Raw genomic sequence first — 26,815 nt, forward strand, 5'->3', positions numbered from 1 at the left:
TGTCGCCGGCGTTCCGTCGAGCCCCCTCCGCTTCCCCCTGGACGCCCATGGTGGTCCGGGACGCCGTGGCGCCCTCGGCATGGGCACAATCCAGCCAGCATTCAACTCGCAGGCGCTGGCGAGTCTAGATCGGCCTCAGATTGAATCGCGCGGCAACAACCTGCATGGCAGGAAGTTCCTCCCTGCTTGTTACCGGGCCATCGATTGGTCAAGACATCATCAATGGCCCGTGAAACAACTCGGCGCATGATAGTTCAGGCGCCGGTGCCGATCGGCCGCTCTTCCCGTCAAGCGACATCCGAACGGGTCTGATCGAGCGTCAATGCGCCCCCCAGTGCCACCCTCACGCCCGCCTGGAAGCGGCTGTCGGCCTCCAGTTCGTCCATGATCTCCTTGACATGGCGGCGGCACTGGCGTACAGAGAGGCCGAGCCTGCGGGCCACCACCTCGTCCTTGTGCCCCTGCGCCAGCAGCCGCACGATGGCCTTCTTGAGATCGCCGACGACGGCCGTGTACCCGGAGCCGTTCATGTCCAGCGGGGTGGCGTCGTGCCAGAGCTGGTCGAAGGTGGCGCAGAGCACGCCCACGGTGGTCTGCTCGCTGACGGAGACCGCCGGCGCCCGGGGCTCCCGGGCTTCCCGGTCCTCCCGGGCCCGGGGGCCCAGGTCCTCCCGGCGGTCCAGGTCCTCCCGGGGGTCCCGGTCCGCCGCGTCCTGTGGTGCCGTGCCGCGCCCGCGGTCGAGCAGGAGCGCGTGCTCCCGGTCGAAGATGACGACCTGTCCCACCAGTTCGGCACGGGAGCGGAGGGTGACGCCGAGCGCGGCGAGCGCGGCCGTGCCGGCGTGCGCCGCGGGGTCGGCCAGGGCCGAATGGCGGCACAGTGCGCGAATGCGGATGCCACGCCGGGCCGCATCCCGGATGTTCTCCCTGACCACCTCCAGGATGTCCTCGGGAACCGGCTCGCTCTGTCCGCTGATGAGCAGTTCACTGCGGCACCGGGTGATCTGCTCCTTGAGGATCCATTTGATCTGGCCGTTGGTCTCGATGGGGTGAAAACCCTGGTGTGCGCGGTGCAGTGCTCTTCGTCCCTCGGAATACGCCGGGGTGAGCCTGCTCAGCCGCAGCCGGATATCGCTGATCCGTTGCTGAAGACGGGTGATGTCCCGCTCGGCGGGCGTGGTCAGCTCCGTGACCGCGACCTCGGGATGTACGGGAATCAACAATTCCGGATTATGCGCGGGTGATTGCAGGAGGTTGAGGTCGAGCAGTTCTCTGCGGACCTTCTCGACGGTTTGCGCGGGCAGGCCCAGCCTTCCGGCTATCTCGTCGGTGTTGAAGTGCCCGAGTCGGGCTGCCTGCCCGAACACCAGGGCGGTGGTGTGATCGGGATCGGTACGTTCCGGCATGGTGAAATCCCCCGTTCTGCGCATGCCCCCACAAAGCCCGGCCGCCGTTGCTCGGGCGAAGGGTCTTGCGTTGCTCACATTAGGGCGTCCGCTCTTCGGCCGCCTCATGGCTCGGTGACCCCGGGCGGATCCGGAAGCACGCCACGGCGCACGGCGGCGCACTCGGACCGCCCGGATCCCCCGGTTCCGCCCCGCCGCCGGCGGGTACCGGCCCCGCCGGCTGTGCGGCACGCGGCTCCGGGCACACGGAGGCGGAGCGCGCCCCCCTGAACTGACGACCCGTGGGGGCGGGCGCGCTCCGCGCTGTAGGCTCTGGCGCACGGGTGCCCGCGTGGACGCGGGCGCCCTTCTCGTACGGGCCTCAAGGGCGGCGCGGACGGCGGGGCGAGGGGAGCCGCCGTCGGCGGCAGGCGCGGAAGGTGCGCAGTTAGGGGGTGCTAGGGGTTCTGTGTGCGGATCAGGTCTGCCAGCCTGTTGATCGTCCGCAATGGACCCCGCCCCAGAGCGCACCGCGCATTTCAGGGGACCCCCCGCCCCGGATGGCCGGTGTTCCGGAGCCTCCGCCGTCGCCCCGGCGGAGGCTCCCCAATCTCTCTACGGACGGGCAGGGAATGGACCAGGCACACCTCTTGGCCATCAGCGATCTTCACGTCGTGCATCCCGAGAATCGCCGGATCGTCGAGGAACTGCGTCCCGTTTCCGACCGCGACTGGCTCATCGTCGCGGGGGACGTCGGAGAGCTCTCCGCGGACATCACCTGGGCCCTCACGACGCTCAGCCGGAACTTCGCCAAGGTCGTCTGGGCCCCCGGCAACCACGAGCTGTGGACGCCCCGGGAGGACCCGCTGAAGCTGCGCGGCGTCGCGCGCTACGAGCACCTGGTGGAGGTCTGCCGGAGCCTGGGCATCGTCACCCCCGAGGACCCCTACCCCGTCTGGGAGGGCCCCGGCGGCCCGGTGGCCGTCGCCCCGCTCTTCCTCCTCTACGACTACACCTTCAGGGCCAACCCCTCCCACACCCGCAGGCAGGCGCTGGAGCAGGCCTACGACAACGGGGTGGTGTGCACGGACGAGTTCCTGCTGCACCCCGACCCGTACCCGAGCCGCCAGGCGTGGTGCGCCGCGCGCCTGGAGCAGACCGAGGCCCGGCTCGTCGCCCACGGGTCCGACCTGCCGCTGGTGCTCGTCAACCACTTCCCGCTCACCCGCGAGCCGACCGACGTCTTGTACTACCCGGACTTCGCCCTCTGGTGCGGCACCGAGCACACCGCCGACTGGCTGACCCGCTTCCCCGTCGAGGCGGTGGTCTACGGCCATCTGCACATCCCCCGCACCACCTGGTACCGGGGCGTCCGCTGTGAGGAGGTCTCCGTGGGCTACCCGCGCGAATGGCGCCGCCCCGGGCACCGGCGCACGGTGCCGCCGCGCCGGATCCTGCCGTACGAACGGGCCTGACGGCGCTCGGCGGGGACGGCCGAGGGAGCGCGGCGGGGACGGCCGAGGGGGCGCGGCGGGGACGGCCGAGGGGGCGCGGCGGGGACGGCCGAAAGCGCGCGGCGGAGCGCTCGCCGACGGCCCGTCAGACCCCCGGTGAGCGGGGGCGCGGCAGGCCCGGCGGGTGCCGTGGCACCGCGGCCACGGCAGGTATCCGCGAGGTCTCAACTAGGGAAAGACTGCCGACCAAACCTGCATTCGATCTTGCCCCCGTCTCGGGAAGTGGACTATACCTGTCGGCGTCCGCGGGGTGGCCAGGCTTATCGCGCGGTCCGGGGGTGTGGGGAGGCGGCACGCGGTGTCAGAGCGCCAACTGTCGGATATTCCGTGCGATCCCGGTATTTTCAAGCAGGAACTCAGTTTTCGAGCACGACCCCAGCTTCACATCACCGCGGTGCCGGGGAGGATCCGGTTCACCGCCTGAGTCCTGGAGAGAGCGAGGACTTGAGCATGGGATCCACTTCCGCGCAGCACCCGCATGACGGCCTTGGCCGGCGTGATCTGATCAAGCGGTCCGCGGCGCTCGGCGTGATCGCCGTCCCCACGATGAGTTTCCTTTCCGCCTGTGCCAGCAGCGACAGCGGAAACAACCAGGTCGAAAAGGGCAAGAAGTCCGCGACCAACCCACTCGGCGTCAAAGAGGACGCGCCGCTCGACGTCGTCATTTTCGACGGCGGATTCGGTGACAAGTACGCCGTGGACGCCGAGGCGCTCTACAAGAAGAGCTACCCGAAGGCGACGATCAAGCACCACGCGACCCAGAAGATCCAGACCGAACTGCAGCCCCGCTTCAACGGCGGCACGCCCCCGGACCTGATCGACGACAACGGCGCCGAGCAGATGGACACCGGTGTCCTGGTCGGCAAGAACCAGCTCTCCGACCTCACCCCGCTGATGGACGCGCCCTCCATCGACGACCCGAACACCAAGGTCCGCGACACCCTGCGGCCCGGCGTGGTGGAGATGGGCCAGTTCGACGGCGACCAGGTCTGGCTCCTGTACTACGCGTACACCGTGTACGGCGTCTGGTACTCCAGGACCAACCTGGCCAAGTTCGACGCCGAGTACCCGGAGACCTGGGACGACATGCTGGCGCTCTGCGCCAAGGCGAAGAAGAAGGGCGTCGCGGGCTGGACGTACGCGGGCAAGTACCCGTACTACATCCCGTTCTCGCTGTACCCCTTCATCGGGAAGATCGGCGGCCCCGGGGTCCTCGACGCCATCGACAACCTGGCGCCCAAGGCCTGGTACGACCCCGCGGTGAAGGCCGCCTTCGAGGCGTACTACGAGCTCTACAAGAAGGGCTACATCCTCCAGGGCACCCCCGGCCTCACCCACATCGAGTCGCAGACGGCGTGGAACGAGGGCAAGGCGCTCTTCATCCCCAACGGCTCCTGGGTGGAGAACGAGTCGGCGAAGACCACGCCCAAGGACTTCCAGATGGCCGTCGCCGGGCCCTCCAGCCTGGACAAGAACGACAAGATGCCGTTCGGCACCCTCTGGGCGGCGGGCAGTGAGCCGTTCATCGTGCCGAAGAAGGCGAAGAACCCGCTGGGCGGCATGGAGTTGCTGCGCGTCATGCTCGGCAAGAAGTCCTCGGCGAACTTCACCAAGCAGGTCTCCTCGCTCACCTCGCTGAAGGGCGGCACCACCGGCCTCGACCTGCCGCCGGGGCTGTCCTCCGCGGTCACCGCGCTCGACAAGGCCGGCAGCAACGTCCTCAACCCCCGCCTCCAGGACTGGTACACCGACCTCAACAAGCAGCGCATCGGCGTGGCCGTGCTCGGCGAGATGATGGCCGGCCGTATGACGCCCGCCGAGGCCGTCAAGAAGTGCCAGGCCGCCGCGGACGCCACGGCCAAGGACGACTCGATCAAGAAGTACAAGCACAGGTGAGCAGGCGTCACGAGCTGGGGGCGTCTCCCGGGGCCGTCAGGTGCCGGGAGCACCCTCGAACGGATCGGGGTCGGTAGACCATGCAACACGGAAAGTACCGTTTTGTCGTGGGGTTCCTGGTGATCCCCCTCGCGCTGTACGCGATCTTTGTGATCTGGCCGTTCATCCAGGCGATCTACTACTCGTTCACGGACTGGACCGGCCTGAGCCCCGAGTTCGCGATGGTGGGCTTCAAGAACTACACGAAGCTGTTCGGCGATCCGTTGTTCTGGAAGTCCTTCGAGCACAGTGTGCTGTTCGTGATCCTGCTCCCGCTCGTGACGCTCTCCCTGGCGCTGTTCTTCTCGTTCATGCTCAACGTCGGCGGCAGGCAGCGGAAGGACGCCGCCGTCGCCGGCGTGCGCGGCGCGGAGTTCTACAAGATCGCCTACTTCTTCCCGCAGGTGCTCTCCATCGCGATCGTCGCGCTGCTCTTCCAGTTCGCGTACAACCCCCGGCAGGGCGCCATCAACGGCCTGCTGGAGGCGGTGGGCGTGAGCGACCCGCCGGAGTGGCTGGGCGACCCCAAGTGGGCCCTGTGGTGTGTGATGGCGGTCCTGGTCTGGAGCACCGTCGGCTTCTTCGTGGTGCTGTTCTCGGCCGGCATGTCGTCCATCCCCAAGGACTTCTACGAGGCCGCGCTGCTCGACGGCGCGGGCCGCGCCACCACCTTCTTCCGGATCACCCTGCCGCTGCTGTGGGACACCGTGCAGTCCGGCTGGGTCTACATGGGGATCATGGCGCTCGGCGCGGAGGCCTTCGCGACGGTGCAGATCATGACCGTCGGCCCCGGCGGCCCCGCCGACTCGACGATCGTCATGCCGCTGTACGTCTACCAGAAGGCCTTCCACGACGGGCAGGCCGCCTACGCAACCACGATCGGTGTCGCCCTGCTCTTCGTCACGCTGCTGTTCGCGGCGATCGTGATGAGGCTCGGCAGGCGTGAGCGGCTGGAGTACTGATGAAGACCACTGACACCCCGCCGGCCGCAGGGACCACCGAGGCCACCGGCCGGATCGCCAAGATCCCGCAGGCGCCTCAGGAACGCGGTGGCAAGGGCGGCGTCCTGAACGTCTTCTCGCACGGCATGCTCGTGCTGTGGGCGATCATGGTCGTGCTGCCGCTGCTGTGGGCCGTGATGACGTCGTTCAAGGACGACAGGTCCATCTTCACCGAGCCCTGGGGCCTGCCGGACCGCCTGCACTTCGAGAACTGGTCGCGCGCCTGGTCGCAGGCGCACATGAGCGACTACTTCCTCAACACCATCCTCGTGGTGGGCTGCTCGCTGGTCGGCACGCTGGTGCTCGGCTCGATGGCCGCCTACGTACTGGCGCGCTTCGACTTCCCCCTCAACCGGTTCATCTACTACCTGTTCGTCGGGGGCATGAGCTTCCCGGTGATGCTGGCCCTGGTGCCGTTGTTCTACGTCATGAACAACATGGGGCTGCTGAACACGCTGCCGGGCCTGGTGCTGGTCTACATCGCCTACTCGCTGCCGTTCACGGTCTTCTTCCTGACGTCGTTCTTCAGGACGCTGCCCACCTCGATCGCGGAGGCCGCCTTCGTCGACGGTGCCTCGCACACCCGGACGTTCTTCCAGATCATGCTGCCGATGGCCAAGCCGGGCCTGATCAGCGTCGGCATCTTCAACTTCCTGGGGCAGTGGAACCAGTACATGCTGCCGACGGTGCTCAACACCGACCCCGACCGGAAGGTGCTCTCGCAGGGGCTGGTCGAGCTGGCCGTGAGCCAGGGGTACAAGGGCGACTGGTCCGGCCTGTTCGCGGGTCTGGTGATGGCCATGCTGCCGGTGCTGGCCGCCTACATCATCTTCCAGCGGCAGGTGGTGGCGGGTCTCACCGCGGGCGCCCTGAAGTAGCCCGCGGGCCACGCGGACGCCCGCGCGCCGCAGACCCCTTCCCGCTTCCGAGGGCCGGCCCGCTCCCGACGGCCCGGCCACGCGCCGCCCGGCCACCCCGCACGCCCCCGCCCCACCCCGGGCGCCCGGCGCGCGGGGTGGTCGGCTGCCTGCGCACCGGCACCACGCGTTCGGAGGTTGGCCGCGCGGGCCGCGGCGCCCGGCGCCCCCGGCGGCCCGAACATGCCCGGAACAGGTCCTTCCGGGCGGCCGGGAACGCCTCGTCCGCCCCTCACCGGTGAGATCGATTTCTGTCAAGGACTTGACTGCGGTAACCCGTTCAGCGGAGCTTGGAGTTCACAACTTGTAAATGGCCCGGGTTCCGCTGCCGTGACCCGGGGCACGGGCGGCAGCGCCGTCGCCCGGCAGAGGGCAGGAGTGGATGGGTCGATGGAGACTCCGGGGTCGCAGTCGTCGCTGCACCGGGCCAATCTGGAGCGGGTCGTACGCGCCGTGCGGCTCGCCGGTTCGCTCACGCAGGCGGAGATCGCGAGGACGACGGGCCTGTCCGCGGCCACCGTCTCCAATATCGTCCGCGAGCTCAAGGAGGCCGGGACGGTCGAGGTCACGCCCACCTCCGCGGGCGGCCGCCGGGCCCGCAGCGTCTCGCTGAGTGGGGACGCCGGCATCGTCATCGGCGTGGACTTCGGCCACACCCACCTGAGGGTCGCGATCGGCAACCTCGCCCACCAGGTGCTCGCCGAGGAGGCCGAGCCGCTGGACGTGGACGCCTCCGCCGACCAGGGCTTCGACCGCGCCGAGGAGCTGGTCACCCGCCTGATCACGGCCACCGGCGTGGACCGCACGAAGGTCGCGGGCGTCGGGCTCGGCGTACCGGGCCCGATCGACGTGGAGTCCGGCACCCTGGGGTCCACGTCGATACTGCCGGGCTGGGGCGGCACCAACCCCGCCGAGGAGCTCAGGGCCCGCCTTGGCGCACCGGTACACGTCGACAACGACGCCAACCTCGGCGCCCTCGGCGAGCTGGTCTGGGGCAGCGGCCGGGGCGTGAAGGACCTCGCCTACATCAAGGTCGCCAGCGGGGTCGGCGCGGGCCTGGTGATCAGCGGAAAGATCTACCGGGGCCCGGGCGGCACGGCCGGGGAGATCGGGCACATCACCCTGGACGAGTCGGGTCCCGTCTGCCGCTGCGGCAACCGGGGCTGCCTCGAAACCTTTGCGGCGGCGCGGTACGTTCTTCCCCTGCTGCGGTCCAGCCACGGCACCGGGCTGACCATGGAGGGCGTCGTCAGGCTGGCGCGCGAGGGCGACCCGGGCTGCCGGCGGGTGATCGCCGACGTCGGGCGGCACATCGGCAGCGGCGTGGCGAACCTGTGCAATCTGCTCAACCCCAGCCGGGTGGTGCTCGGCGGGGACCTCGCGGAGGCCGGTGAGCTGGTGCTGGGGCCCATAAGGGAGTCCGTCGGCCGCTATGCGATCCCCAGCGCCGGGCGGCAGCTCTCGGTCCGTCCCGGGGCGCTGGGCGGCCGTGCGGAGGTGCTCGGGGCGCTGGCTCTGGCGCTAAGTGAAATGGGCGATTCGACCCTTTTGGATGGGGTCCATCCGGCGGCTACTCCTGCCTTCACTTAGTTCACGCATGGCACCGTTGTCATCTCGTTAAGGATTTACTCCTTGACGCCGACGTTACGGCCGAGTTGACTTCCAGCCACCTCGGCCGCAGCGACGCGGCCGCGTCAGGGAGGTTTCTTAAGTGAACACGCGTATGCGTCGTGCCGCCGTGGTCGTGTCCGCCGGCACCATGGCCATAGCGCTGGCCGCCTGTGGCAGCGCCAAGGAGTCCGGCGGCGACAGCACCAAGAGCGACAGCGCCAAGAAGGGCGACGCGCTGACCATCGGTCTGCTCCTTCCGGAGAACCAGACCGCGCGGTACGAGAAGTTCGACAAGCCGATGATCGAGAAGAAGGTCAGCGAGCTGACGCACGGCAAGGCCACGGTGAAGTACGCCAACGCCAAGCAGGACGCCACCACCCAGAACCAGCAGGCCGACACCATGATCACCAACAAGGTGGACGTCCTGATCGTGGACGCGGTGGACTCCAAGGCCATCGCCAGCTCGGTCCAGAAGGCGCACGACGCGGGCATCCCCGTCGTCGCCTACGACCGCCTGGCCGAGGGCCCCATCAGCGCCTACACCTCCTTCGACAACGTGGAGGTGGGCAAGGTGCAGGGCCAGGCCCTGCTGAAGGCGCTGGGCAGCAAGGCCAAGTCCGGCAAGGTCGTCATGGTGAACGGCTCCGCCACCGACCCGAACGCCGCCCAGTTCAAGCAGGGCGCGCACTCGGTGCTGGACGGCAAGGTCGACATCGCCAAGGAGTACGACACCCCGGACTGGAACGCGCAGAAGGCCAACGCCGAGGTCGAGGGCGCGCTCACCGCGCTCGGCAAGAACAAGGTCATCGGCGTCTACTCCGCCAACGACGGCATGGCCGGCGGTGTCATCACGGCCCTGCAGAGCGCCGGCCTGTCCAAGCTGCCGCCGGTCACCGGCCAGGACGCCGAGATCAACGGCGTGCAGCGGATCGTGGCCGGCACCCAGTACATGAGCGTCTACAAGTCCTACCCGGCGGAGGCGCAGGTCGCCGCGGAGATGGCGGTGGCGCTGGGCAAGGGTCAGAAGCTGGACTCCATCGCCAAGACGAAGGTCGACAGCCCCACCACCAAGGGCGTGCCGAGCACGATCGTCCCCGTGGTCTCGCTGACCCAGGACAACATCAAGCAGACCGTGATCAAGGACGGCTTCTACACCGTCAACGAGATCTGCACCCCCAAGTACAAGGCCGCGTGCGACAAGATCGGTCTGAAGTAGACCGGGACGGCCGTCCACCGGCCGAGCGGATCCAGTGGCCCCCGGCCCCCGGGGGCGGCTGACAGGCCTGTCCGGCGCCCCGCCACCATCGCCCCGCCGCTTCGGCGGGGCGCCGGACAGAACCCGGCGCCGCCCGCACCGGCCCCGCCACCCCGCTTCTCGGCGGACGATCCCACCGGGCCCCAGCGGCCCCAAGGCTCTTGCCGCCCGTGATATCCCCGATGTCCCGCGATCCAGCGCCCCGACCGGGTCGGCTGGATCGGCTGGCTTGTCCAGTGCCTTTCCCCCTGCTCAACCTCCGCGCCTGACCCGGGCGCGGCATCCCCGCCGGTCAGGCGGCGAAGGAGATGGTTTACGTGTCCGCTACGCCCGTGTTGGCGTTGCGCGGGGTCTCCAAGCGGTTCGGTGCCGTCCAAGCACTCACCGACGTAGAGCTTGAGGTCCACGCCGGTGAGGTGGTCGCCCTGGTGGGCGACAACGGCGCCGGAAAATCCACGCTGGTCAAGACGATCGCCGGCGTGCACCCCATCGATGACGGCCGCGTCGAATGGGAAGGCAGCACCGTCCACATCGGCAAGCCGCACGACGCCCAGCACCTGGGCATCGCGACCGTCTACCAGGACCTCGCGCTGTGCGACAACATCGATGTGGTCGGCAACCTCTTCCTCGGCCGGGAGATCAAGAGGCGCGGCGTCCTCAACGAGGTGGAGATGGAGCGCCGCTCCCGCGAGCTCCTGAACACCCTGTCCATCCGGATTCCCAGCGTGCGCATACCCATCGCCTCGCTCTCCGGTGGTCAGCGCCAGACGGTGGCCATCGCCCGCTCCATGCTCGGCGAGCCCAAGCTGGTGATCCTCGACGAGCCCACCGCGGCCCTCGGCGTCGAGCAGACCGCGCAGGTCCTCGACCTGGTGGAGCGGCTGCGCGAGCGCGGCCTCGCGGTGATGCTCATCAGCCACAACATGGCCGACGTCAAGGCCGTCGCGGACAAGGTCGCCGTGCTCAGGCTGGGCCGCAACAACGGCGTCTTCGACGTCAAATCGACCTCGCAGGAAGAGATCATCTCTGCCATCACGGGCGCCACGGACAACGCCGTGACCCGTCGTGCGTCGCGCCACGGGGAGGCTCAGAAGTGAGCATCGACAAGACCACGACCACCGCTTCCCCCACCGCCGTGAACCCGGAGGTGCCCGCCGACGCAGCGCCGGTGGTCGACCCCCGGCTGCTCGTCCGCGAGCAGGGCTTCGCCGGTTACCTCGGCGAGTTCAAGCGCCGGATGCGCGCCGGTGACCTGGGCTCCGTCCCGGTCGTCGTGGGCCTGATCATCATCTGGGCGATCTTCTCCAGCATCAACTCCCGCTTCCTGACGGCCGAGAACCTGAGCAACATCTCCGTCGCGATGGTCGGCACCGGCATGATCGCCGTCGGTATCGTCTTCGTGCTGCTGCTCGGTGAGATCGACCTGTCCGTGGGCTCCGTCAGCGGTGTCGCGGGTGCCTTCGCCGCGGTGCTCGCGGTCAACCACGGCCAGTCCGAGTGGGTGGCCCTCATCGGCGCCATCATCACCGGCATCGTGATCGGTGTCATCCACGGGTTCTTCTTCGCCAGGATCGGCGCGCCCGCGTTCGCCGTCACCCTGGCCGGCCTGCTGTTCTGGCAGGGTCTGATGCTCCAGATCCTGGGCGACGACGGCACCATCAACCTCGACAGCGACGGGCTCATCGCCAAGCTGACGTCGTACTACTTCTCGGACGTCGCCGCCGCCTACGGCCTCGCCCTGGTCGCCGTCGTGGTCTTCTTCCTGTCGTCCTTCCTGGACAGCAGGCGCCGGCAGGCCGCGGGCGTGCCCTCCCGGCCGCTGAGCGAGATCGTGCTGCGCACCGTGCTGCTCGCCGTCGTCGCCTTCGCCGCGGCCATCATGTTCAACCAGTACAAGGGCCTGCCCCTGGCGCTGGTCATCTTCCTCGTCGTGCTGGTGCTGACGGACTTCATCCTGCGGCGCACCACCTACGGCCGGAAGGTGTTCGCCCTCGGTGGCAGCGTCGAGGCGTCCCGCAGGGCCGGCATCAACGTCACGAGGGTGCGGATCTCCGTCTACGCCATCGCCGGCGGGTTCGCCGCCCTCGGCGGCCTCTTCCTGGCCTCCAAGATCGCCGCGGCCAACCAGGGTGCCGGCACCGGTGACCTGCTGATGAACGCCATCGCGGCGGCCGTCATCGGCGGCACCAGCCTCTTCGGCGGCCGGGGCCGCACCTGGAACGCGCTGCTCGGTGTGATGGTGATCACCTCGATCCAGTACGGCCTCGCCCTGCAGGGCATCGCCACCCCGATCCAGTACATGATCACGGGTGCGGTGCTGCTCGCGACGGTCTGCATCGACTCGATCACCCGCAGGACCCAGCGCACCGCGGGCCGCGCCTGACGGTGCCGTCCCGACCGGGAACCACCCGGGTGCCCCGTGCCGGCCACCGGCGCGGGGCACCCGCGTGTCCTGGCGGGGTGGCCCGGGGGGCGCGTCCCGGGCGGGCGCGTGGCCGGGGGGTGCGTCCGGGGTGGTGCGTCTTTGGCGGTACGGGCGGTGCGGCGCGCCGTGCGGACGCCGGTGACCTGGCGCCGGACGCCCTCGGCACGACCCGGACGCGGCGGCCACAACCGCAACATTAGACTCGGGCCAGCCCGGAAAGCTCGAACCGCCCTACGCAAGGAGGCACCGGTGCCGCTGCTCGCCCGTATCAGGGGACCCCGTGACCTGGACCGGCTCACCCCGGAGCAGCTCGACGAGCTGGCCGCGGAGATCCGTGGCTTCCTGGTCGAGGCGGTGGCGAGGACCGGCGGTCACCTCGGCCCCAACCTGGGCGTCGTGGAACTCACCATCGCGCTGCACCGCGTCTTCGAGTCGCCGAAGGACCGGGTGCTCTTCGACACCGGCCACCAGTCCTATGTGCACAAGCTCCTCACCGGCCGTCAGGACTTCTCCGCGCTGCGCGCCAAGGGCGGCCTGTCCGGCTACCCGTCCCGCGCCGAGTCCGAGCACGACCTCATCGAGAACTCACACGCCTCCACCGTGCTGGGCTGGGCCGACGGGCTCGCCAAGGCCAACCAGGTGCTCGGCCGCGACGACCACGTGGTCGCCGTCATCGGGGACGGCGCGCTGACCGGCGGCATGGCCTGGGAGGCGCTCAACAACATCGCCGTCGCCAAGGACCGCCCGCTGGTGATCGTCGTCAACGACAACGAGCGCTCCTACGCGCCCACCATCGGCGGCCTCGCCAACCACCTCGCCACGCTGCGCACCACCGACGGCTACGAGCGCTTCCTGGCGCGCGGCAAGGACCTCCTGGAGCGCACCCCCGTCGTCGGCAGGCCCCTGTACGACACGCTGCACGGGGCGAAGAAGGGCCTGAAGGACTTCATCGCGCCGCAGGGCATGTTCGAGGACCTGGGCCTGAAGTACGTCGGCCCGATCGACGGCCACGACATCGAGGCGCTTCAGTCCGCGCTGTCCCGCGCCAAGCGGTTCAACGGCCCCGTCATCGTGCACTGCATCACTCAGAAGGGCCGCGGCTACCAGCCGGCCGAGCAGGACGAGGCCGACCGCTTCCACGGCATCAGCCCGATCCACCCGGACACCGGCCTGCCGCTGGCCGCCGCCGGCACCGACTGGACCTCCGTCTTCGGCGAGGAGATGGTCAAACTCGGCCGGGAGCGCGACGACATCGTGGCGATCACCGCGGCCATGCTCCAGCCGGTGGGCCTGAAACGCTTCGCCGAGGAGTTCCCCGACCGGATCTACGACGTCGGCATCGCCGAGCAGCACGCCGCGGTCTCCGCGGCCGGCCTCGCCACCGGCGGCCTGCACCCGGTCTTCGCCGTCTACGCCACGTTCCTCAACCGCGCCTTCGACCAGCTCCTGATGGACGTCGCCCTGCACGGGTGCGGCGTGACCTTCGTGCTGGACCGGGCCGGCATCACCGGCAGCGACGGCGCCTCGCACAACGGCATGTGGGACATGTCCGTCCTCCAGGTCGTGCCGGGCCTGCGCATCGCCGCCCCGCGCGACGCCGAGCAGGTCAGGCTCCAGCTCAGGGAGGCCGTCGAGGTCGACGACGCGCCGACGGTGGTGCGCTACTCGAAGGGCGCGGTGGGGCCCGCGGTGGAGGCCGTGGGCACGGTCGGCGGCATGGACGTGCTGCGCGAGGCGGGCACCGACCGGCCGGACGTCCTGCTGGTGTCGGTGGGCGCGCTCGCGCCGATGTGCCTGGAGATCGCCGCGCTCCTCGACAAGCAGGGCATCTCCACCACGGTCGTCGACCCGCGCTGGGTCAAGCCCGTCGACGAGGCCATGGCCCCCTTGGCCGAACGGCACCGGGTGGTCGTCACCGTCGAGGACAACTCCCGCGTCGGCGGGGTGGGTGCCGCCATCGCGCAGGCCCTGCGGGACGCGGGCGTCGACCTGCCACTGCGCGACTTCGGCATCCCGCCGCGCTTCCTGCAGCACGCCTCCCGCAAGGAGGTCATGGCGGAGATCGGGCTGACCGCGCCCGACATCGCCCGCCAGGTCACCGGCCTGGTCGCCCGCCTCGACGGCGCCACCGCCGAGGCCGTGCAACCCGCCAGGGACTGAACCGGGCTCATGGGAGCTGCCGGGGGCCGAGCGGCCACCGTGCGGCGGGCCGGAGCCCGACGGGAAACGCGACCTGCCGCAGGCCGACAGCTCCAGGCCCCCGGGCCCGCCGCCCTTCAGGTGGCGGGCCCGGCCCTTGCGTATGAAAATCCGGGCGCCGGGGCAACGGAGGTGCATGAGTGCGCCCCGACCGACCCCGTTCACCCCCGTGGGCGCGCTTGCCGACCGAGACGGAGCCGACGCGATGCCCCCGCCGGGGGACAGGGGTCTGGGAGGCGCACTCAACCGTGACTAACACCATCTTCCGGACAAAGTCGGTAGAGCAGTGCATCAAGGACACCGAACAGCCCGAACGCGGCCTGCGGAAGACCCTCTCCGCGCTCGATCTGACGGTCTTCGGCGTCGGTGTCATCATCGGCACCGGCATCTTCGTGCTGACCGGCAAGGTGGCCAAGGAGAACGCGGGACCCTCCACCGCGCTGGCCTTCGTGGCCGCGGGCGCGGTCTGCGCCCTGGCCGCACTGTGTTACGCGGAGTTCGCCTCGACGGTGCCGGTGGCCGGGTCCGCGTACACGTTCTCGTACGCCTCGCTGGGCGAGTTCCCTGCCTGGGTGATCGGCTGGGACCTGGTGCTCGAGCTGGCGCTGGCCTGTGCGGTGGTGGCGGTCGGCTGGTCCGGGTACCTGCGCTCGCTGATGGACTCCGCGGGGATCCCGATGCCGGGGGCGCTCAGCGGCCCGGACGGCGGCGGGTTCGGCTTCGACCTGCTCGCGGCGGTCCTGGTGCTCGCCCTCACCGGCATCCTGATGGCCGGCATGAAGTTCTCCTCCCGGGTGACCGGTGCCATCGTGGCCGTCAAGGTGACCGTGGTGCTGCTGGTCATCGCCGTGGGCGCGTTCTTCGTCAAGGGTGCCAACTACCACCCGTTCGTCCCGGGCACCCAGGAGGTCAGCGGGGGCTCCGGGCTCAGGGCGCCGCTCATCCAGCTCATCGCGGGATACACCCCCGCCAACTTCGGCGTGATGGGCGTCTTCACCGCCGCGGCCGTGGTCTTCTTCGCCTTCATCGGCTTCGACATCGTGGCGACCACCGCGGAGGAGACCCGCAGTCCGCAGCGGGACATGCCGCGCGGCATCATCGGCTCGCTGGTCATCTGCACGGTGCTGTACGTGGCCGTGTCGCTGGTCGTCACCGGGATGCAGAAGTACACCCGGCTCTCCACCGACGCGCCCCTCGCGGACGCCTTCAAGGCCGTCCACCACCCGTTCTGGGCGGGCGTCATCAGCTTCGGCGCCGCCGTCGGGCTGACCTCCGTCTGCCTGATCCTGCTGCTCGGCCAGACCCGGGTGTTCTTCGCGATGAGCCGTGACGGGCTGCTGCCGCCCGCCTTCTCCCGGGTGCACCCGCGCTTCGGCACCCCCTACCGCACCACGCTGCTGCTCGGCCTGGTCGTGGCGGTGGTGGCCGGCTTCACCTCGATCGACGTACTGGCCGAGCTGGTGAACATCGGCACCCTCTTCGCCTTCGTGGTGGTCGCCCTCGGCGTGCTGGTGCTGCGCCGGCGGCGGCCCGACCTGCCCCGGGCGTTCCGCACCCCGCTGGTGCCGCTGGTGCCCGTGCTGTCCGTGCTCGCCTCGCTCTGGCTGATGCTCAACCTCACCGCGGAGACCTGGCTGCGGTTCGCGATCTGGATGGCGGTCGGCCTGGCGGTCTACGCCGTCTACGGCCGCAGGCACAGCAGGCTGCGGAGGGCGGCGTAGCCGCCCCCGCACCCCCATGCGGGGCCGCGACCCTGCCGGGGCGCGGGGGGCTGCGCGAGCAACCACCCACCTGCCGGTGGTCCGGCAACGGCAGAGACCGCCCCTCCGGGTCGGTGACGACCTGACGGTCTGGTCGTGGCTTGCCGCGCGGTTCCCCGCGCCCCTGCCGGGGCGCGGCACACCGGAGGGGAGGGGTCAGGAAGCGTCGTCCCCGTACACCGTGCGCGGCCCGGTCACCGCGGCGCCCAGCGCCCGCACCCGGCGGCGCAGCTCACGGTCGGCGGTCACCACGAGCACGGGCCGGTCGCCGGCCGCGTCCACGAGTTCGACGATCCGGTCGTCGCCGCTGCCGGGCGCCTCGGTCACCCCTACCCCGGGCACCGACGGCACGCCGCGGGCCGCGCCCTCCACGACGAGCACCACCTCCGGCGGCCCCGGCAGCCCCGGCACGCCCCGCTCGGCCAGCGGCAGCAGGTGGTCCCGCAGCCGTTCCGCCGCGGCGCGCCGGTCGCGCCACCAGCCGTCCGGCACCGAGCCCACCACATTGGCGGCGTCGACGACGAGCAGGGGTTTCGGTGCTGCCGTCATGGGCCACCGGCCTTTCCGGAAGTCGTGCCCGCGGCCCGGGCGGGCCGTGGCGGAGGCGAAGGGTGTCCGCCGACCATAGTCCGCCACCCGACACGGGTTGCCGCCGGGCACGGGAGGTGTCCGCCGGGCACGGGGGATGTCTGCCGGGCACGGGAGGTGTCCGCCGGGCACGGGAGGTGTCCGCCGGGCACGGGGGATGTCTGCCGGGCACGGGAGGTGTCCGCCGGCCACGGCGACGGGCCGTGCCGGAGCGGACTCCGGCACGGCCCGTGCCGTGGGGGGTGGGAAAGTGGTCGGTTATGCGGGCACGCTGGCCACGCCCGGCGCCAGGAACCGCTTGCCGGTCACCCGCTCGCTGACGCCCGCACGGTCCAGGTACGGGGTGAGCCCGCCCAGGTGGAAGGGCCAGCCCGCGCCGGTGATCAGGCACAGGTCGATGTCCTGGGCCTCGGCGACCACGCCCTCGTCGAGCATCAGCCGGATCTCCTCGGCCACCGCGTCCAGCACCCGGGCGCGGGTCTGCTCCTCGGTGAGCACCGTGTCGCCCTGCCTGAGCAGCGCCGCGACCTCCGGGTCCAGCTCCGGCTTCCCGCTGTCGTACACGTAGAAGCCGCGCTTGCCGGCGTCCACCACGGCCTTGAGGTTGGGGGAGACCTTGAACCGGTCGGGGAAAGCGCGGTGCAGCGTCTCGGAGACGTGCAGCCCGATCGCGGGCCCGACCAGCTCCAGCAGCACCAGCGGTGACATCGGCAGGCCCAGCGGCTCGACCGCGCGCTCGGCGACGTCCACCGGGGTGCCCTCGTCGATGACGTTCTGGATCTCACCCATGAAGCGGGTCAGGATGCGGTTGACCACGAACGCCGGGGCGTCCTTCACCAGCACCGCGGTCTTGCGCAGCTTCTTGGCGACGGCGAACGCGGTGGCCAGCGTCGCGTCGTCGGTGTCCTCGCCGCGCACGATCTCCAGCAGCGGCAGGACGGCGACCGGGTTGAAGAAGTGGAAGCCGACCACCCGCTCCGGGTGTGCCAGCCCCTTGGCCATCTCGGAGACGGAGAGCGACGAGGTGTTGGTGGCGAGCACGGCGTGCTCCGGAGCGACCGCCTCCACCTCCGCGAACACCTGCTGCTTGACGCTCATCTCCTCGAACACGGCCTCGATGACGAAGTCCGCGTCCGCGAAGCCCTCGGCCTTGTCCAGCACGCCGGTCACCAGGGCCTTGAGGCGGTTGGCCTTGTCCTGGCCGACCCGCCCCTTGGCCAGCAGCTTGTCGATCTCGTCGTGGACGTAGCCGACGCCCTTGTCGATCCGCTCCTGGTCGATGTCGGTGAGCACCACCGGCACCTCGAGGCGGCGCAGGAACAGCAGCGCGAGCTGGCTGGCCATCAGGCCCGCCCCGACCACGCCCACCTTGGTGACCGGTCGCGCCAGGTTCCTGTCCGGGGCGCCCGCCGGACGCTTGGCGCGCTTCTGCACCAGGTTGAAGGCGTAGATGCCGCTGCGCAGCTCCCCGCTCATGGTCAGGTCGGCGAGCGCGCGGTCCTCGGCGTCGTAGCCCTGCTGGAGGTCGCCGTCCTTGACCGAGGCGATGATGTCCAGCGCGCGGTACGCGGCCGGGGCCGCGCCGTGCACCTTGGCGTCCGCGAGCGCGCGACCGCGCTCGACGGCCTGGTCCCAGGTCTCGCCGCGGTCCACGTCGGGGCGTTCGACCTCCAGCTCGCCGCTGAGCACGGCGGCCGTCCAGCGCAGCGACTGCTCCAGGAAGTCCTGGCTGTCGAAGAGGGCGTCGGCGATGCCGAGTTCGTAGACCTCGGGGCCCCCCAGCTGCTTGTTCTGGTTGAGGCTGTTCTCGATGATCACCTTGATCGCGCGGTCGGCGCCGATCAGGTTCGGCAGCAGGGTGCAGCCGCCCCAGGCGGGCACCAGGCCGAGGAAGACCTCGGGGAACGAGAAGGCGGGCAAAGCCCTGGAGACCGTCCGGTAGGTGCAGTGCAGGCCGACCTCGGCGCCGCCGCCCATCGTCGCGCCGTTGTAGTACGCGAACGTCGGCACCGCGAGGTGCGCGAGGCGCTTGAAGACGTCGTGGCCACCCTTGCCGATGGCGAGCGCGTCCTCGCGGCTGCGCAGCAGCTCCATGCCCTTGAGGTCGGCGCCGACGGCGAAGATGAACGGCTTGCCGGTGAGCCCGATGCCGGTGATCAAGCCCTCGGCGGCCTCCTTCTCGACCTGGTCCAGGGCCGTGTCGAGGTTGGCCAGCGACTGGGGCCCGAAGGTGGTGGGCTTGGTGTGGTCGAAGCCGTTGTCGAGGGTGATGAGGGCGAAGCGGCCCGCGCCGTTCGGCAGGTCCAGGTGGCGTACGTGCGCCTCGGTGACCACCTCGTCGGGGAACAGCTCCGCGGCGCCCTTCAGCAGCTCGGCGGTGGTGGTGCTCACTTGGTGCCTCCGGCGTCGGTGAAGTGCGGGTTCTCCCAGATGACCGTGGCGCCCATGCCGAAGCCGACGCACATGGTGGTGATGCCGTAGCGGACCTGCGGCTGCTCCTCGAACTGACGGGCGAGCTGCGTCATCAGCCGTACGCCCGAGGACGCCAGCGGGTGGCCGAAGGCGATGGCGCCGCCGTACTGGTTGACCCGGGGATCGTCGTCGTCGATGCCGTAGTGGTCCAGGAAGGCCAGGACCTGCACGGCGAACGCCTCGTTGATCTCGAAGAGGCCGATGTCCGAGATGCTCAGTCCCGCCTTGGCGAGCGCCTTCTCGGTCGCCGGGATCGGGCCGTAGCCCATCACCTCCGGCTCCACGCCCGCGAACGCGTACGAGACCAGCCGCATCTTCACCGGGAGGTCGTGCTCGCGGGCGAAGTCCTCGGCGGCGACGAGGGAGGCGGTGGCGCCGTCGTTGAGCCCCGCGCTGTTCCCGGCCGTGACACGGCCGTGCACCCGGAAGGGCGTCTTGAGGCCGGCCAGCTGCTCCAGCGTGGTGCCGGGCCGCATCGGCTCGTCGGCGGTGGCCAGGCCCCAGCCGACCTCGCCGCCCTCCTCGCTCGTCCGGCGCACGGCGATCGGCACCAGGTCCTGCTGGATCAGCCCGTTGGCGTACGCCTTCGCGGCCTTCTCCTGCGAACGGACGGCGTAGGCGTCGGCGCGCTCCTTGGTGAGGTGCGGGAAGCGGTCGTGCAGGTTCTCCGCCGTCATCCCCATGAACAGCGCGGACTCGTCGACGAGCTTCTCGCTGACGAACCGTGGGTTCGGATCGACGGCCTCGCCCATCGGGTGCCGCCCCATGTGCTCCACGCCGCCCGCGATGACGACGTCGTACGCGCCGAAGGCGATGGACCCCGCGGTGCTGGTGACCGCGGTCAGTGCCCCCGCGCACATCCGGTCGATGGCGTAGCCCGGCACGGACTGCGGAAGCCCGGCGAGGATGCCGGCGGTACGGCCGATGGTGAGGCCCTGGTCGCCGATCTGGGTGGTCGCCGCGATGGCCACGTCGTCGATGCCGGCCGGGTCCAGTGACGGGTTGCGGCGCAGCAGTTCCCGGATGGCCTTCACCACGAGATCGTCGGCACGGGTCTCGTGGTAGATGCCCTTCGGGCCCGCCTTGCCGAACGGGGTGCGGACGCCGTCCACGAAGACGACGTCCCTGACGGTACGAGGCACGATGGCCCTCCTCCAGAACGCGGGTGACACGGCCGCGGGTGCTCTGCGCTGTGCGGCAGACACTATGCTACTTACCAGTAACCATACGGGGTAGGCCCCTCCTCCGGAGCGGCGAGGGTCACACGAGCGGTGCCGTGTCCCCCGCACGCGTATTTCAGGGGCGCCCCTTTCGGGGTGGACCGGTACGTGGGGTTGGACCCGGCCCGGCTGAGGGGGCGCGGGGAACTGCGCGACAAGCCCCGATGGGACCCGCGGGTCGATTCACCGTCCCAAGGGGGCAGTCCGGGGTGCGGCCGTCCCACCCGCCGGTGGGGGCCGGAACCGGTCCGGCCGGAGGCCGGCGGGCCGCGGCCCGCCGCACAGGGCCATCACTGCGCGAGCGCGGCGACCAACACCGGCGTCACCTGCTCGATCTGCCACTGCCGCGCCCCGTACCCCGCAAGCGCCGCGGCCACGGTCTCCGCGGACACCACGGCGGGCGGCTCCCAGCAGACCCGCCGCACCGTGTCCGGCGTGACCAGGTTCTCCTGGGGCATGCCGAGCCGCTCGGCCAGCGCGGACACCCCGGCCCGCGCGGCGGACAGCCGGGCCGCCGCCGCCGGGTCCTTGTCCGCCCAGGCCCGCGGCGGAGGCGGGCCCGCGACGGCCTGGCCGGGGCCGGGCAGCGCGGAGTCCGGCAGGGCCCTGGCGCGGTCCACGGCGCTCTGCCAGTTTTCCAACTGCCGCCGTCCCACCCGCCCGAAGCCGGGCAGCTGGGCGAGCGCGGCGGCGTTCGCGGGCAGCGCGAGGGCGGCCTCGACGATCGCCGCGTCCCCGAGCACCTTGCCCGGCGAGACGTCCCGCCGCTGTGCGATGTGGTCCCGCGTCTGCCACAGCTCACGGACCACCGCCATCTGGCGCCGCCGCCGCACCTTGTGCATGCCGGACGTGCGCCGCCACGGGTCCTTGCGGGGCGGCGCGGGCGGCGCCGCGGCGATGGCCGCGAACTCCTGCCGGGCCCAGTCGAGCTTGCCCTGCCGGTCCAGCTCCTTCTCCAGGCTGTCGCGCAGGTCCACCAGCAACTCCACGTCGAGCGCCGCATAGCGCAGCCACGGCTCGGGCAACGGCCGGGTGGACCAGTCGACCGCGGAGTGGCCCTTCTCCAGGACATACCCGAGGACGTTCTCGACCATCGCGCCGAGCCCGACCCGGGGGTATCCGGCGAGCCGTCCCGCCAGCTCCGTGTCGAAGATCCGGCTCGGCACCATGCCTATCTCGCGCAGGCAGGGGAGGTCCTGGCTGGCCGCGTGCAGCACCCACTCCGCGTCGCCGATCGCCGCGCCGAGGCCGGACAGGTCGGGGCAGGCCACGGGGTCGATCAGCGCGCTCCCCGCGCCCGCGCGGCGCAACTGGACCAGATACGCGCGCTGGCCGTAGCGGTACCCGGACGCACGCTCGGCGTCCACCGCGACGGGCCCGGTGCCCGCGGCGAACGCGGCGACCACCTCCGCGAGCGCGTCCGCGTCGGCGATCACCGGCGGGATGCCGTCCCGCGGCTCCAGCAGGGGGACGGGACCGCGGTCGCCGGCGACGCCTTCGTCCGGAGCCTCTTTCGCCGGGTGCTCCTGCCCCGGGTCTCCGGTGGTGCGCAGTGGGCTGTCTGCTGCGGTGTCTTCGGCGTCGGTCACCTGTCAAGGGTATCCGCGGATGCACGGCGCCCGCCGACGTAACGTTCCGTCGACGGGCGCGGCACCGGTCGTACCGGCGTCCCGTGGGCTCCGCGCGCCCCCTGGGGCTCGGTGCGGGCGGGTCAGTGGATGATGCCGGTGCGCAGGGCGACCGCGACCATGCCGGCGCGGTCGCCGGTGCCGAGCTTGCGCGCGATCCGTGCGAGGTGGCTCTTGACGGTCAGGGCGGACAGGCCCATCGAGACGCCGATGGCCTTGTTCGACTGGCCCTCCGCGACCAGCCGCAGCACCTCCACCTCACGGCCGGACAGCTCGCGGTAGCCGCCCGGGTGGCTCGGGGCGCCCGGGGGGCGGCGGTGCATACGGGCCGCGGCGGCGCCGATGGGTGCGGCGCCGGGGCGCAGGGGCACGCCGACGTTGGTGCGGGTGCCGGTGACGACATAGCCCTTCACGCCGCCCGCGAGGGCGTTGCGCACGGCGCCGATGTCGTCGGCCGCGGACAGGGCGAGGCCGTTGGGCCAGCCGGCGGCGCGGGTCTCGGACAGCAGGGTGAGGCCGCTGCCGTCGGGCAGGTGGACATCGGCGACGCAGATGTCACGGGGGTTTCCGATACGGGGTCGTGCCTCCGCGATGGACGACGCCTCGATGACGTCGCGCACGCCGAGCGCCCACAGGTGGCGGGTGACGGTGGAGCGGACACGCGGGTCGGCCACGACCACCATGGCGGTCGGCTTGTTGGGGCGGTAGGCGACCAGGCTTGCGGGCTGCTCAAGGAGAACGGACACCAGGCCTCCTGGGGGTGCGGGTGGGCCGGCTCGGGGATGAAACCGGGGGGAGTCGTGCTTTCAAGGTCACAGACGTCTTCGGCAGCCCGCACGTCCGCCTTTAGGGAATGATCACGATTTGGTGAGTAATAATTCGTGCGAATCGGACACGCGGTCGATCGTTCAGGGATCGCTCGGGGATCGTTCGGAGATCGAATCGGGTCGATACGAGGCGGAAACTGTGCGTTTTCAGGCGGCGGGTAGTGGGGTGACGGTTTTCGGCCATTTGTTGAACGAGGAACGTCGCTTGGCGTCACTCGTGCCCCTTGAGCGGCGTCGCGTCGGGGGCGTCGCGTGACGCGGCGGAGCCCGCCCTGCTGCCCCAGGGCGTGGGGGGAGCCCCGGCGCACGGAGCCGCGCCTTTTCCGAACGCCCCGGGGCGCCAGGGCTCATGTCGGAACGCGCCGGGGCGGGCGGGCTCATGGTCCGGGGTCGCCGGGGCTCAGGGCGTGCGGGGGCCCCTGCGTTGCGGTAGAGACACCACCGAGGGGTCGCCGGGGGCCGCCGGGGGCAGGCCCGCCACCTGGCAGAGCAGGTCGCACCAGGCCGCCAGGTGTGCCGCCGTGTCCGGGGCGCCGCCCGGGCCCTCGCGCGGCGTCCAGGAGGCCCGGATCTCGATCTGCGACGTCGCCGGCCGCTCCGCGAGACCCCCGAAGTGGTGCGAACTGGCCCGTGTGACCGTGCCGCTGGGCTCCCCGTACGCCAGCCCCCGGTTCTGCAGGGCCCCCGTCAGCCAGGTCCAGCACACCTCGGGCAGCAGCGGGTCGGCCGCCATCTCCGGCTCCAGCTCCGCGCGGACCAGGGTGACGAGGCGGAACGCGCCGTGCCAGCCCTCGTGCCCCTCCGGGTCGTGCAGCAGCACCAGGCGCCCGTCCGCGAGGTCGTCCTCGCCGTCCACGACCGTGGCCTCCAGCGCATACGCATGGGGGGCGAGCCGGCGCGGCGGGCGGACCGGTTCGATCTCCACGCCGGGCCGCAGCCGTGCGGTCAGCAGGCCGTCCACGGCCCTGCGGAAGCACACCGGGACCGGATCCGCCGGCTCCAGCGGTGCCTGCCCCGCTCCGCCCGTGCCGTTGTCCGTCCCGTTCGTTCCGTCGGCGCCGTCCGACAGTCGTCCCTGAGCCGCAGCCATGCGGGGAAGAGTAAGGGGAACCGGGCCCGGGTGCAGGCAGGGACACCCGGCGGGGCGCGGGCTGTCCGGATCGTGTCGTCCCCCGCATGCGAGACTTTGCCGTGTGAGTGCCAACGACCTTCCCCGCACCCCCCGCTCCGGCGCGTCCCCCGTCCAGGGCGGCGTCAAGGACGACGTCAAGCCGGATGTCAAGGAGAGCCCCAGGGAATCCGCCTTCCTGCGGGCCTGCCGCCGCGAGCCGGTGCCGCACACCCCCGTCTGGTTCATGCGGCAGGCCGGGCGCTCGCTCCCCGAGTACCGCAAGGTGCGCGAGGGCGTCCCCATGCTGGAGTCGTGCACGATCCCGGAGCTGGTCACCGAGATCACCCTCCAGCCGGTGCGGCGGCACAGCGTGGACGCCGCGGTCTACTTCAGCGACATCGTCGTCCCCCTCAAGGCCATCGGCGTCGGCCTGGACATCAAGCCGGGCGTCGGCCCCGTCGTGGACGAGCCCATCCGCACCCGGGCCGACCTCGCCCGGCTGCGGGACCTCACCCCCGAGGACGTCCCCTACGTCACCGAGGCCATCCGGCTGCTGACGGCCGAGCTCGGCGGCACCCCGCTCATCGGGTTCGCCGGGGCGCCGTTCACCCTGGCCAGCTACCTGGTGGAGGGCGGCCCCTCACGCAATCACGAACGCACCAAGGCGCTCATGTACGGCGATCCGGAGCTCTGGGCCGAGCTGCTCGACCGGCTCGCCGGGATCACCGCCGCCTTCCTGAAGGTGCAGATCGAGGCGGGCGCCTCGGCGGTGCAGCTCTTCGACTCCTGGGCGGGCGCCCTGGCGCCCGCCGACTACCGCCGCAGCGTGCTGCCCGCCTCCGTCAAGGTCTTGTCCGCGGTCGCGGGATACGGGGTGCCGCGCATCCACTTCGGCGTCGGCACCGGCGAGCTGCTCGGCCTGCTGGGCGAGGCCGGGGCGGACGTCGTGGGCGTCGACTGGCGGGTGCCGCTGGACGAGGCCGCCCGCCGGGTCGGTCCGGGGAAGGCACTCCAGGGGAACCTCGACCCCGCGGTGCTGTTCGCCCCCGAGGAGGCGGTGCGCGCCAAGGCGGCCGAGGTCCTGGACGCCGCCCGCGACCTCGAAGGGCACGTCTTCAACCTCGGTCACGGCGTCCTGCCGACCACCGATCCCGACGCCCTGACCCGGCTGGTGGAGTTCGTGCACGAGCGCACGGGGCGGTAGCTCGCGGCAGCGGGGCCCCGTCATGGGCGCGGGGCCCCGTCATGGGCGCGGGGGGCCTCGGGTGTGGCCCCCGGGCTCCTGTGGTCCGGTGGGCGACTACGTCCGTGTCCCCTCGGGGGCAGCGTTCACGCGCGCGTGGCGCCCTGCACCGCCTTGGCCGCCTTCCGGGCGGCCACCAGCACCGGGTCCCACACCGGGGAGAACGGCGGGGCGTAGCCGAGGTCCAGGTTGACGATCTGCTCGACGGTGAGGCCCGCGGTGAGGGCGACCGCCGCCACGTCCACCCGCTTCGCCGCCCCCTCACGGCCGATGATCTGGACACCGAGCAGCCGTCCTGTGCGGCGCTCGGCGATCATCTTCACCGTCATCATGCCGGCGCCCGGGTAGTACCCGGCGCGTGCCGTGGACTCGACGGTCGCCGTCACGAACTGGCGGCCGGCCGCCCGCGCGTCCTTCTCCCGCAGCCCGGTCCGGGCGATCTCCAGGTCGCAGATCTTGCTGACGGCGGTCCCGACGACCCCGGGGAACGTGGCATAGCCGCCCCCGACGTTGGTGCCGATGATCTGGCCGTGCTTGTTGGCGTGCGTGCCCAGCGCGATATGGCGCTGCCGGCCCGACACCAGGTCCAGGACCTCCACGCAGTCGCCGCCGGCCCAGATGTTCTCGTGCCCGCGCACCCGCATCGACAGGTCCGTCAGCAGCCCGCCGCTCTCGCCGAGCGGCAGCCCGGCCTCCCGGGCCAACGCGGTCTCCGGCCGTACGCCGATGCCGAGGATCACCACGTCCGCCGGGTACTCGGCGTCGTCGGTGGCCACGGCGCGGGCCCGGCCGTCCCCGCCGGTGAGGATCCTGGTCACCTCGGCGCCGTTCACGACCGTGACGCCCATGGCGGTCATGGCGTCGTGCACCAGGCGCCCCATGTCCGGGTCCAGGGTCGACATCGGTGCGCTGCTGCTGTTGACGACGGTCACCTCGTACCCGCGGCGCAGCATCGCCTCGGCCATCTCCAGGCCGATGTACCCGGCGCCCACCACCACCGCACGGCGGCCCCGTGTACCGCGCAGCGCGTCGAGGAGCGCCTGCCCGTCGTCCAGGGTCTGCACACCGTGCACTCCGGGCGCGTCGATCCCGGGCAGCGGAGGGCGTGCGGGCCGGGCGCCGGTGGCGATCACCAGCCGGTCGTAGCCGGTCCACTCCACCGCCCCCGAGTCCAGGTCGCGGCTGCGGACCCGGCCGCCGGCGACGTCGACGGCGGTCACCTCGGTGCGCATCCGCACGTCGATCCCGCGGGCCCGGTGCTCCTCGGGCGACCGGGCCACCAGGCGCTCCATGTCGTCGACCTCCCCGCCCACCCAGTACGGGATGCCGCAGGCGGAGAACGACGTGAACCTGCCCCGCTCGAAGGCGACGATCTCCAGGTCGTCCGGCGGCCTGAGCCTACGTGCCTGCGACGCGGCGGACATACCCGCAGCGTCACCCCCGACGACCACCAGCCGCTCGCGCCCCTCAGCTCCACTCATGGCCACACGCTACGGTCCCCCACCTGCGCCCGCCCCAGCAGGGGCACGGGCGGGGCAGGGGGTTCGCCCGGTGCTCCGCGCGGGGCACGGGGGACTGCGCGGGCGGCCTCCACCGGCTGGTGGGGGGCGCGGGGCGGCGGGGGGTTCGCCTGGTGTCCGTGAGGGGCGCGGGGCACTGCGCGGGCGGCTGGCCCCCACCGGCCGGTGGTCCGTCGCGAGACCGCAGGGGGAGGGGCGGGGGTG

General features: G+C 71.4%; 19 protein-coding genes. 11 read left to right on the forward strand and 8 right to left on the reverse strand.

The window, feature by feature from the left end; genetic code table 11:
• Positions 1 to 287 precede the first annotated feature (287 nt).
• Positions 288 to 1,406 (reverse strand): hypothetical protein, encoded by a 1,119-nt coding sequence (locus ACSMXW_RS29235; protein WP_485800709.1) that lies wholly within the window; start codon positions 1,404 to 1,406, stop codon positions 288 to 290.
• 611 nt (positions 1,407 to 2,017) lie between these two features.
• On the opposite strand from ACSMXW_RS29235, the gene ACSMXW_RS29240 reads away from it, so the two are divergent.
• The 10 genes from ACSMXW_RS29240 (at position 2,018) to ACSMXW_RS29285 (ending at position 15,963) form a co-directional block, all read left to right on the forward strand.
• Positions 2,018 to 2,860 carry a metallophosphoesterase family protein gene (locus ACSMXW_RS29240; RefSeq protein WP_485800711.1) on the forward strand — a complete coding sequence of 281 codons (843 nt, stop codon included), beginning with the start codon at positions 2,018 to 2,020 and terminating at the stop codon, positions 2,858 to 2,860.
• Positions 2,861 to 3,349: 489 nt separating this feature from the next.
• A complete protein-coding gene (gene ngcE, locus ACSMXW_RS29245) occupies positions 3,350 to 4,795 on the forward strand; it encodes an N-acetylglucosamine/diacetylchitobiose ABC transporter substrate-binding protein (protein ID WP_485800713.1) in 1,446 nt (481 codons plus the stop codon).
• 80 nt (positions 4,796 to 4,875) lie between these two features.
• Positions 4,876 to 5,796, forward strand: a complete 921-nt coding sequence (locus ACSMXW_RS29250; protein WP_485800716.1) for a carbohydrate ABC transporter permease — start codon at positions 4,876 to 4,878, stop codon at positions 5,794 to 5,796.
• Positions 5,796 to 6,713 (forward strand): carbohydrate ABC transporter permease, encoded by a 918-nt coding sequence (locus ACSMXW_RS29255; protein ID WP_485800719.1) that lies wholly within the window; start codon positions 5,796 to 5,798, stop codon positions 6,711 to 6,713. Before ACSMXW_RS29250 ends, ACSMXW_RS29255 begins: the two co-directional genes overlap by 1 nt.
• Before the next feature lie 429 nt (positions 6,714 to 7,142).
• A complete protein-coding gene (locus tag ACSMXW_RS29260) occupies positions 7,143 to 8,342 on the forward strand; it encodes an ROK family transcriptional regulator (protein ID WP_485800721.1) in 1,200 nt (399 codons plus the stop codon).
• 133 nt (positions 8,343 to 8,475) lie between these two features.
• The gene (locus ACSMXW_RS29265; protein WP_485808384.1) at positions 8,476 to 9,579 is read left to right on the forward strand and encodes an ABC transporter substrate-binding protein; all 1,104 of its coding nucleotides are present in this window, start codon (positions 8,476 to 8,478) and stop codon (positions 9,577 to 9,579) included.
• Between the two features lie 347 nt (positions 9,580 to 9,926).
• A complete protein-coding gene (locus ACSMXW_RS29270; RefSeq protein WP_485800723.1) occupies positions 9,927 to 10,715 on the forward strand; it encodes an ATP-binding cassette domain-containing protein in 789 nt (262 codons plus the stop codon).
• Positions 10,712 to 12,001 carry a sugar ABC transporter permease gene (locus ACSMXW_RS29275; RefSeq protein WP_485800725.1) on the forward strand — a complete coding sequence of 430 codons (1,290 nt, stop codon included), beginning with the start codon at positions 10,712 to 10,714 and terminating at the stop codon, positions 11,999 to 12,001. The genes ACSMXW_RS29270 and ACSMXW_RS29275 overlap by 4 nt, the downstream gene beginning before the upstream one ends.
• A gap of 291 nt (positions 12,002 to 12,292) precedes the next feature.
• Positions 12,293 to 14,203: a 1-deoxy-D-xylulose-5-phosphate synthase gene (gene dxs / locus ACSMXW_RS29280; RefSeq protein WP_485800727.1), complete on the forward strand. Its 1,911-nt coding sequence runs from the start codon at positions 12,293 to 12,295 to the stop codon at positions 14,201 to 14,203.
• Between the two features lie 287 nt (positions 14,204 to 14,490).
• On the forward strand, positions 14,491 to 15,963 hold the full coding sequence (locus ACSMXW_RS29285) for an amino acid permease (protein ID WP_485800728.1): 1,473 nt from the start codon (positions 14,491 to 14,493) through the stop codon (positions 15,961 to 15,963).
• Positions 15,964 to 16,158: 195 nt separating this feature from the next.
• Here the strand turns inward: ACSMXW_RS29285 and ACSMXW_RS29290 are convergent, their stop codons facing one another.
• The 6 genes from ACSMXW_RS29290 to ACSMXW_RS29315 form a co-directional block, all read right to left on the reverse strand.
• Entirely contained in the window at positions 16,159 to 16,551 is a 393-nt protein-coding gene (locus ACSMXW_RS29290) for a PIN domain-containing protein (protein WP_485800730.1), read from the reverse strand.
• A gap of 297 nt (positions 16,552 to 16,848) precedes the next feature.
• Positions 16,849 to 18,981 (reverse strand): 3-hydroxyacyl-CoA dehydrogenase NAD-binding domain-containing protein, encoded by a 2,133-nt coding sequence (locus ACSMXW_RS29295; RefSeq protein WP_485800732.1) that lies wholly within the window; start codon positions 18,979 to 18,981, stop codon positions 16,849 to 16,851.
• A complete protein-coding gene (locus tag ACSMXW_RS29300; RefSeq protein ID WP_485800734.1) occupies positions 18,978 to 20,204 on the reverse strand; it encodes a thiolase family protein in 1,227 nt (408 codons plus the stop codon). Before ACSMXW_RS29300 ends, ACSMXW_RS29295 begins: the two co-directional genes overlap by 4 nt.
• 368 nt (positions 20,205 to 20,572) lie before the next feature.
• Entirely contained in the window at positions 20,573 to 21,871 is a 1,299-nt protein-coding gene (locus ACSMXW_RS29305; protein ID WP_485800735.1) for an HRDC domain-containing protein, read from the reverse strand.
• Positions 21,872 to 21,993: 122 nt separating this feature from the next.
• On the reverse strand, positions 21,994 to 22,656 hold the full coding sequence (locus ACSMXW_RS29310; protein WP_485800737.1) for a LuxR C-terminal-related transcriptional regulator: 663 nt from the start codon (positions 22,654 to 22,656) through the stop codon (positions 21,994 to 21,996).
• A gap of 481 nt (positions 22,657 to 23,137) precedes the next feature.
• Complete coding sequence (locus tag ACSMXW_RS29315) at positions 23,138 to 23,827, reverse strand: DUF3000 domain-containing protein (protein WP_485800739.1); 690 nt, start codon at positions 23,825 to 23,827, stop codon at positions 23,138 to 23,140.
• A gap of 217 nt (positions 23,828 to 24,044) precedes the next feature.
• Between ACSMXW_RS29315 and hemE the strand changes: the two genes are divergently transcribed.
• The gene (gene hemE, locus ACSMXW_RS29320) at positions 24,045 to 25,052 is read left to right on the forward strand and encodes a uroporphyrinogen decarboxylase (RefSeq protein ID WP_485808386.1); all 1,008 of its coding nucleotides are present in this window, start codon (positions 24,045 to 24,047) and stop codon (positions 25,050 to 25,052) included.
• 125 nt (positions 25,053 to 25,177) lie between these two features.
• On the opposite strand, the gene ACSMXW_RS29325 is transcribed toward hemE, so the two are convergent.
• A complete protein-coding gene (locus ACSMXW_RS29325) occupies positions 25,178 to 26,572 on the reverse strand; it encodes an FAD-dependent oxidoreductase (RefSeq protein ID WP_485800741.1) in 1,395 nt (464 codons plus the stop codon).
• Between the last annotated feature and the right edge of the window lie 243 nt (positions 26,573 to 26,815).

The organism is Streptomyces sp. DSM 116793, from assembly GCF_057320905.1.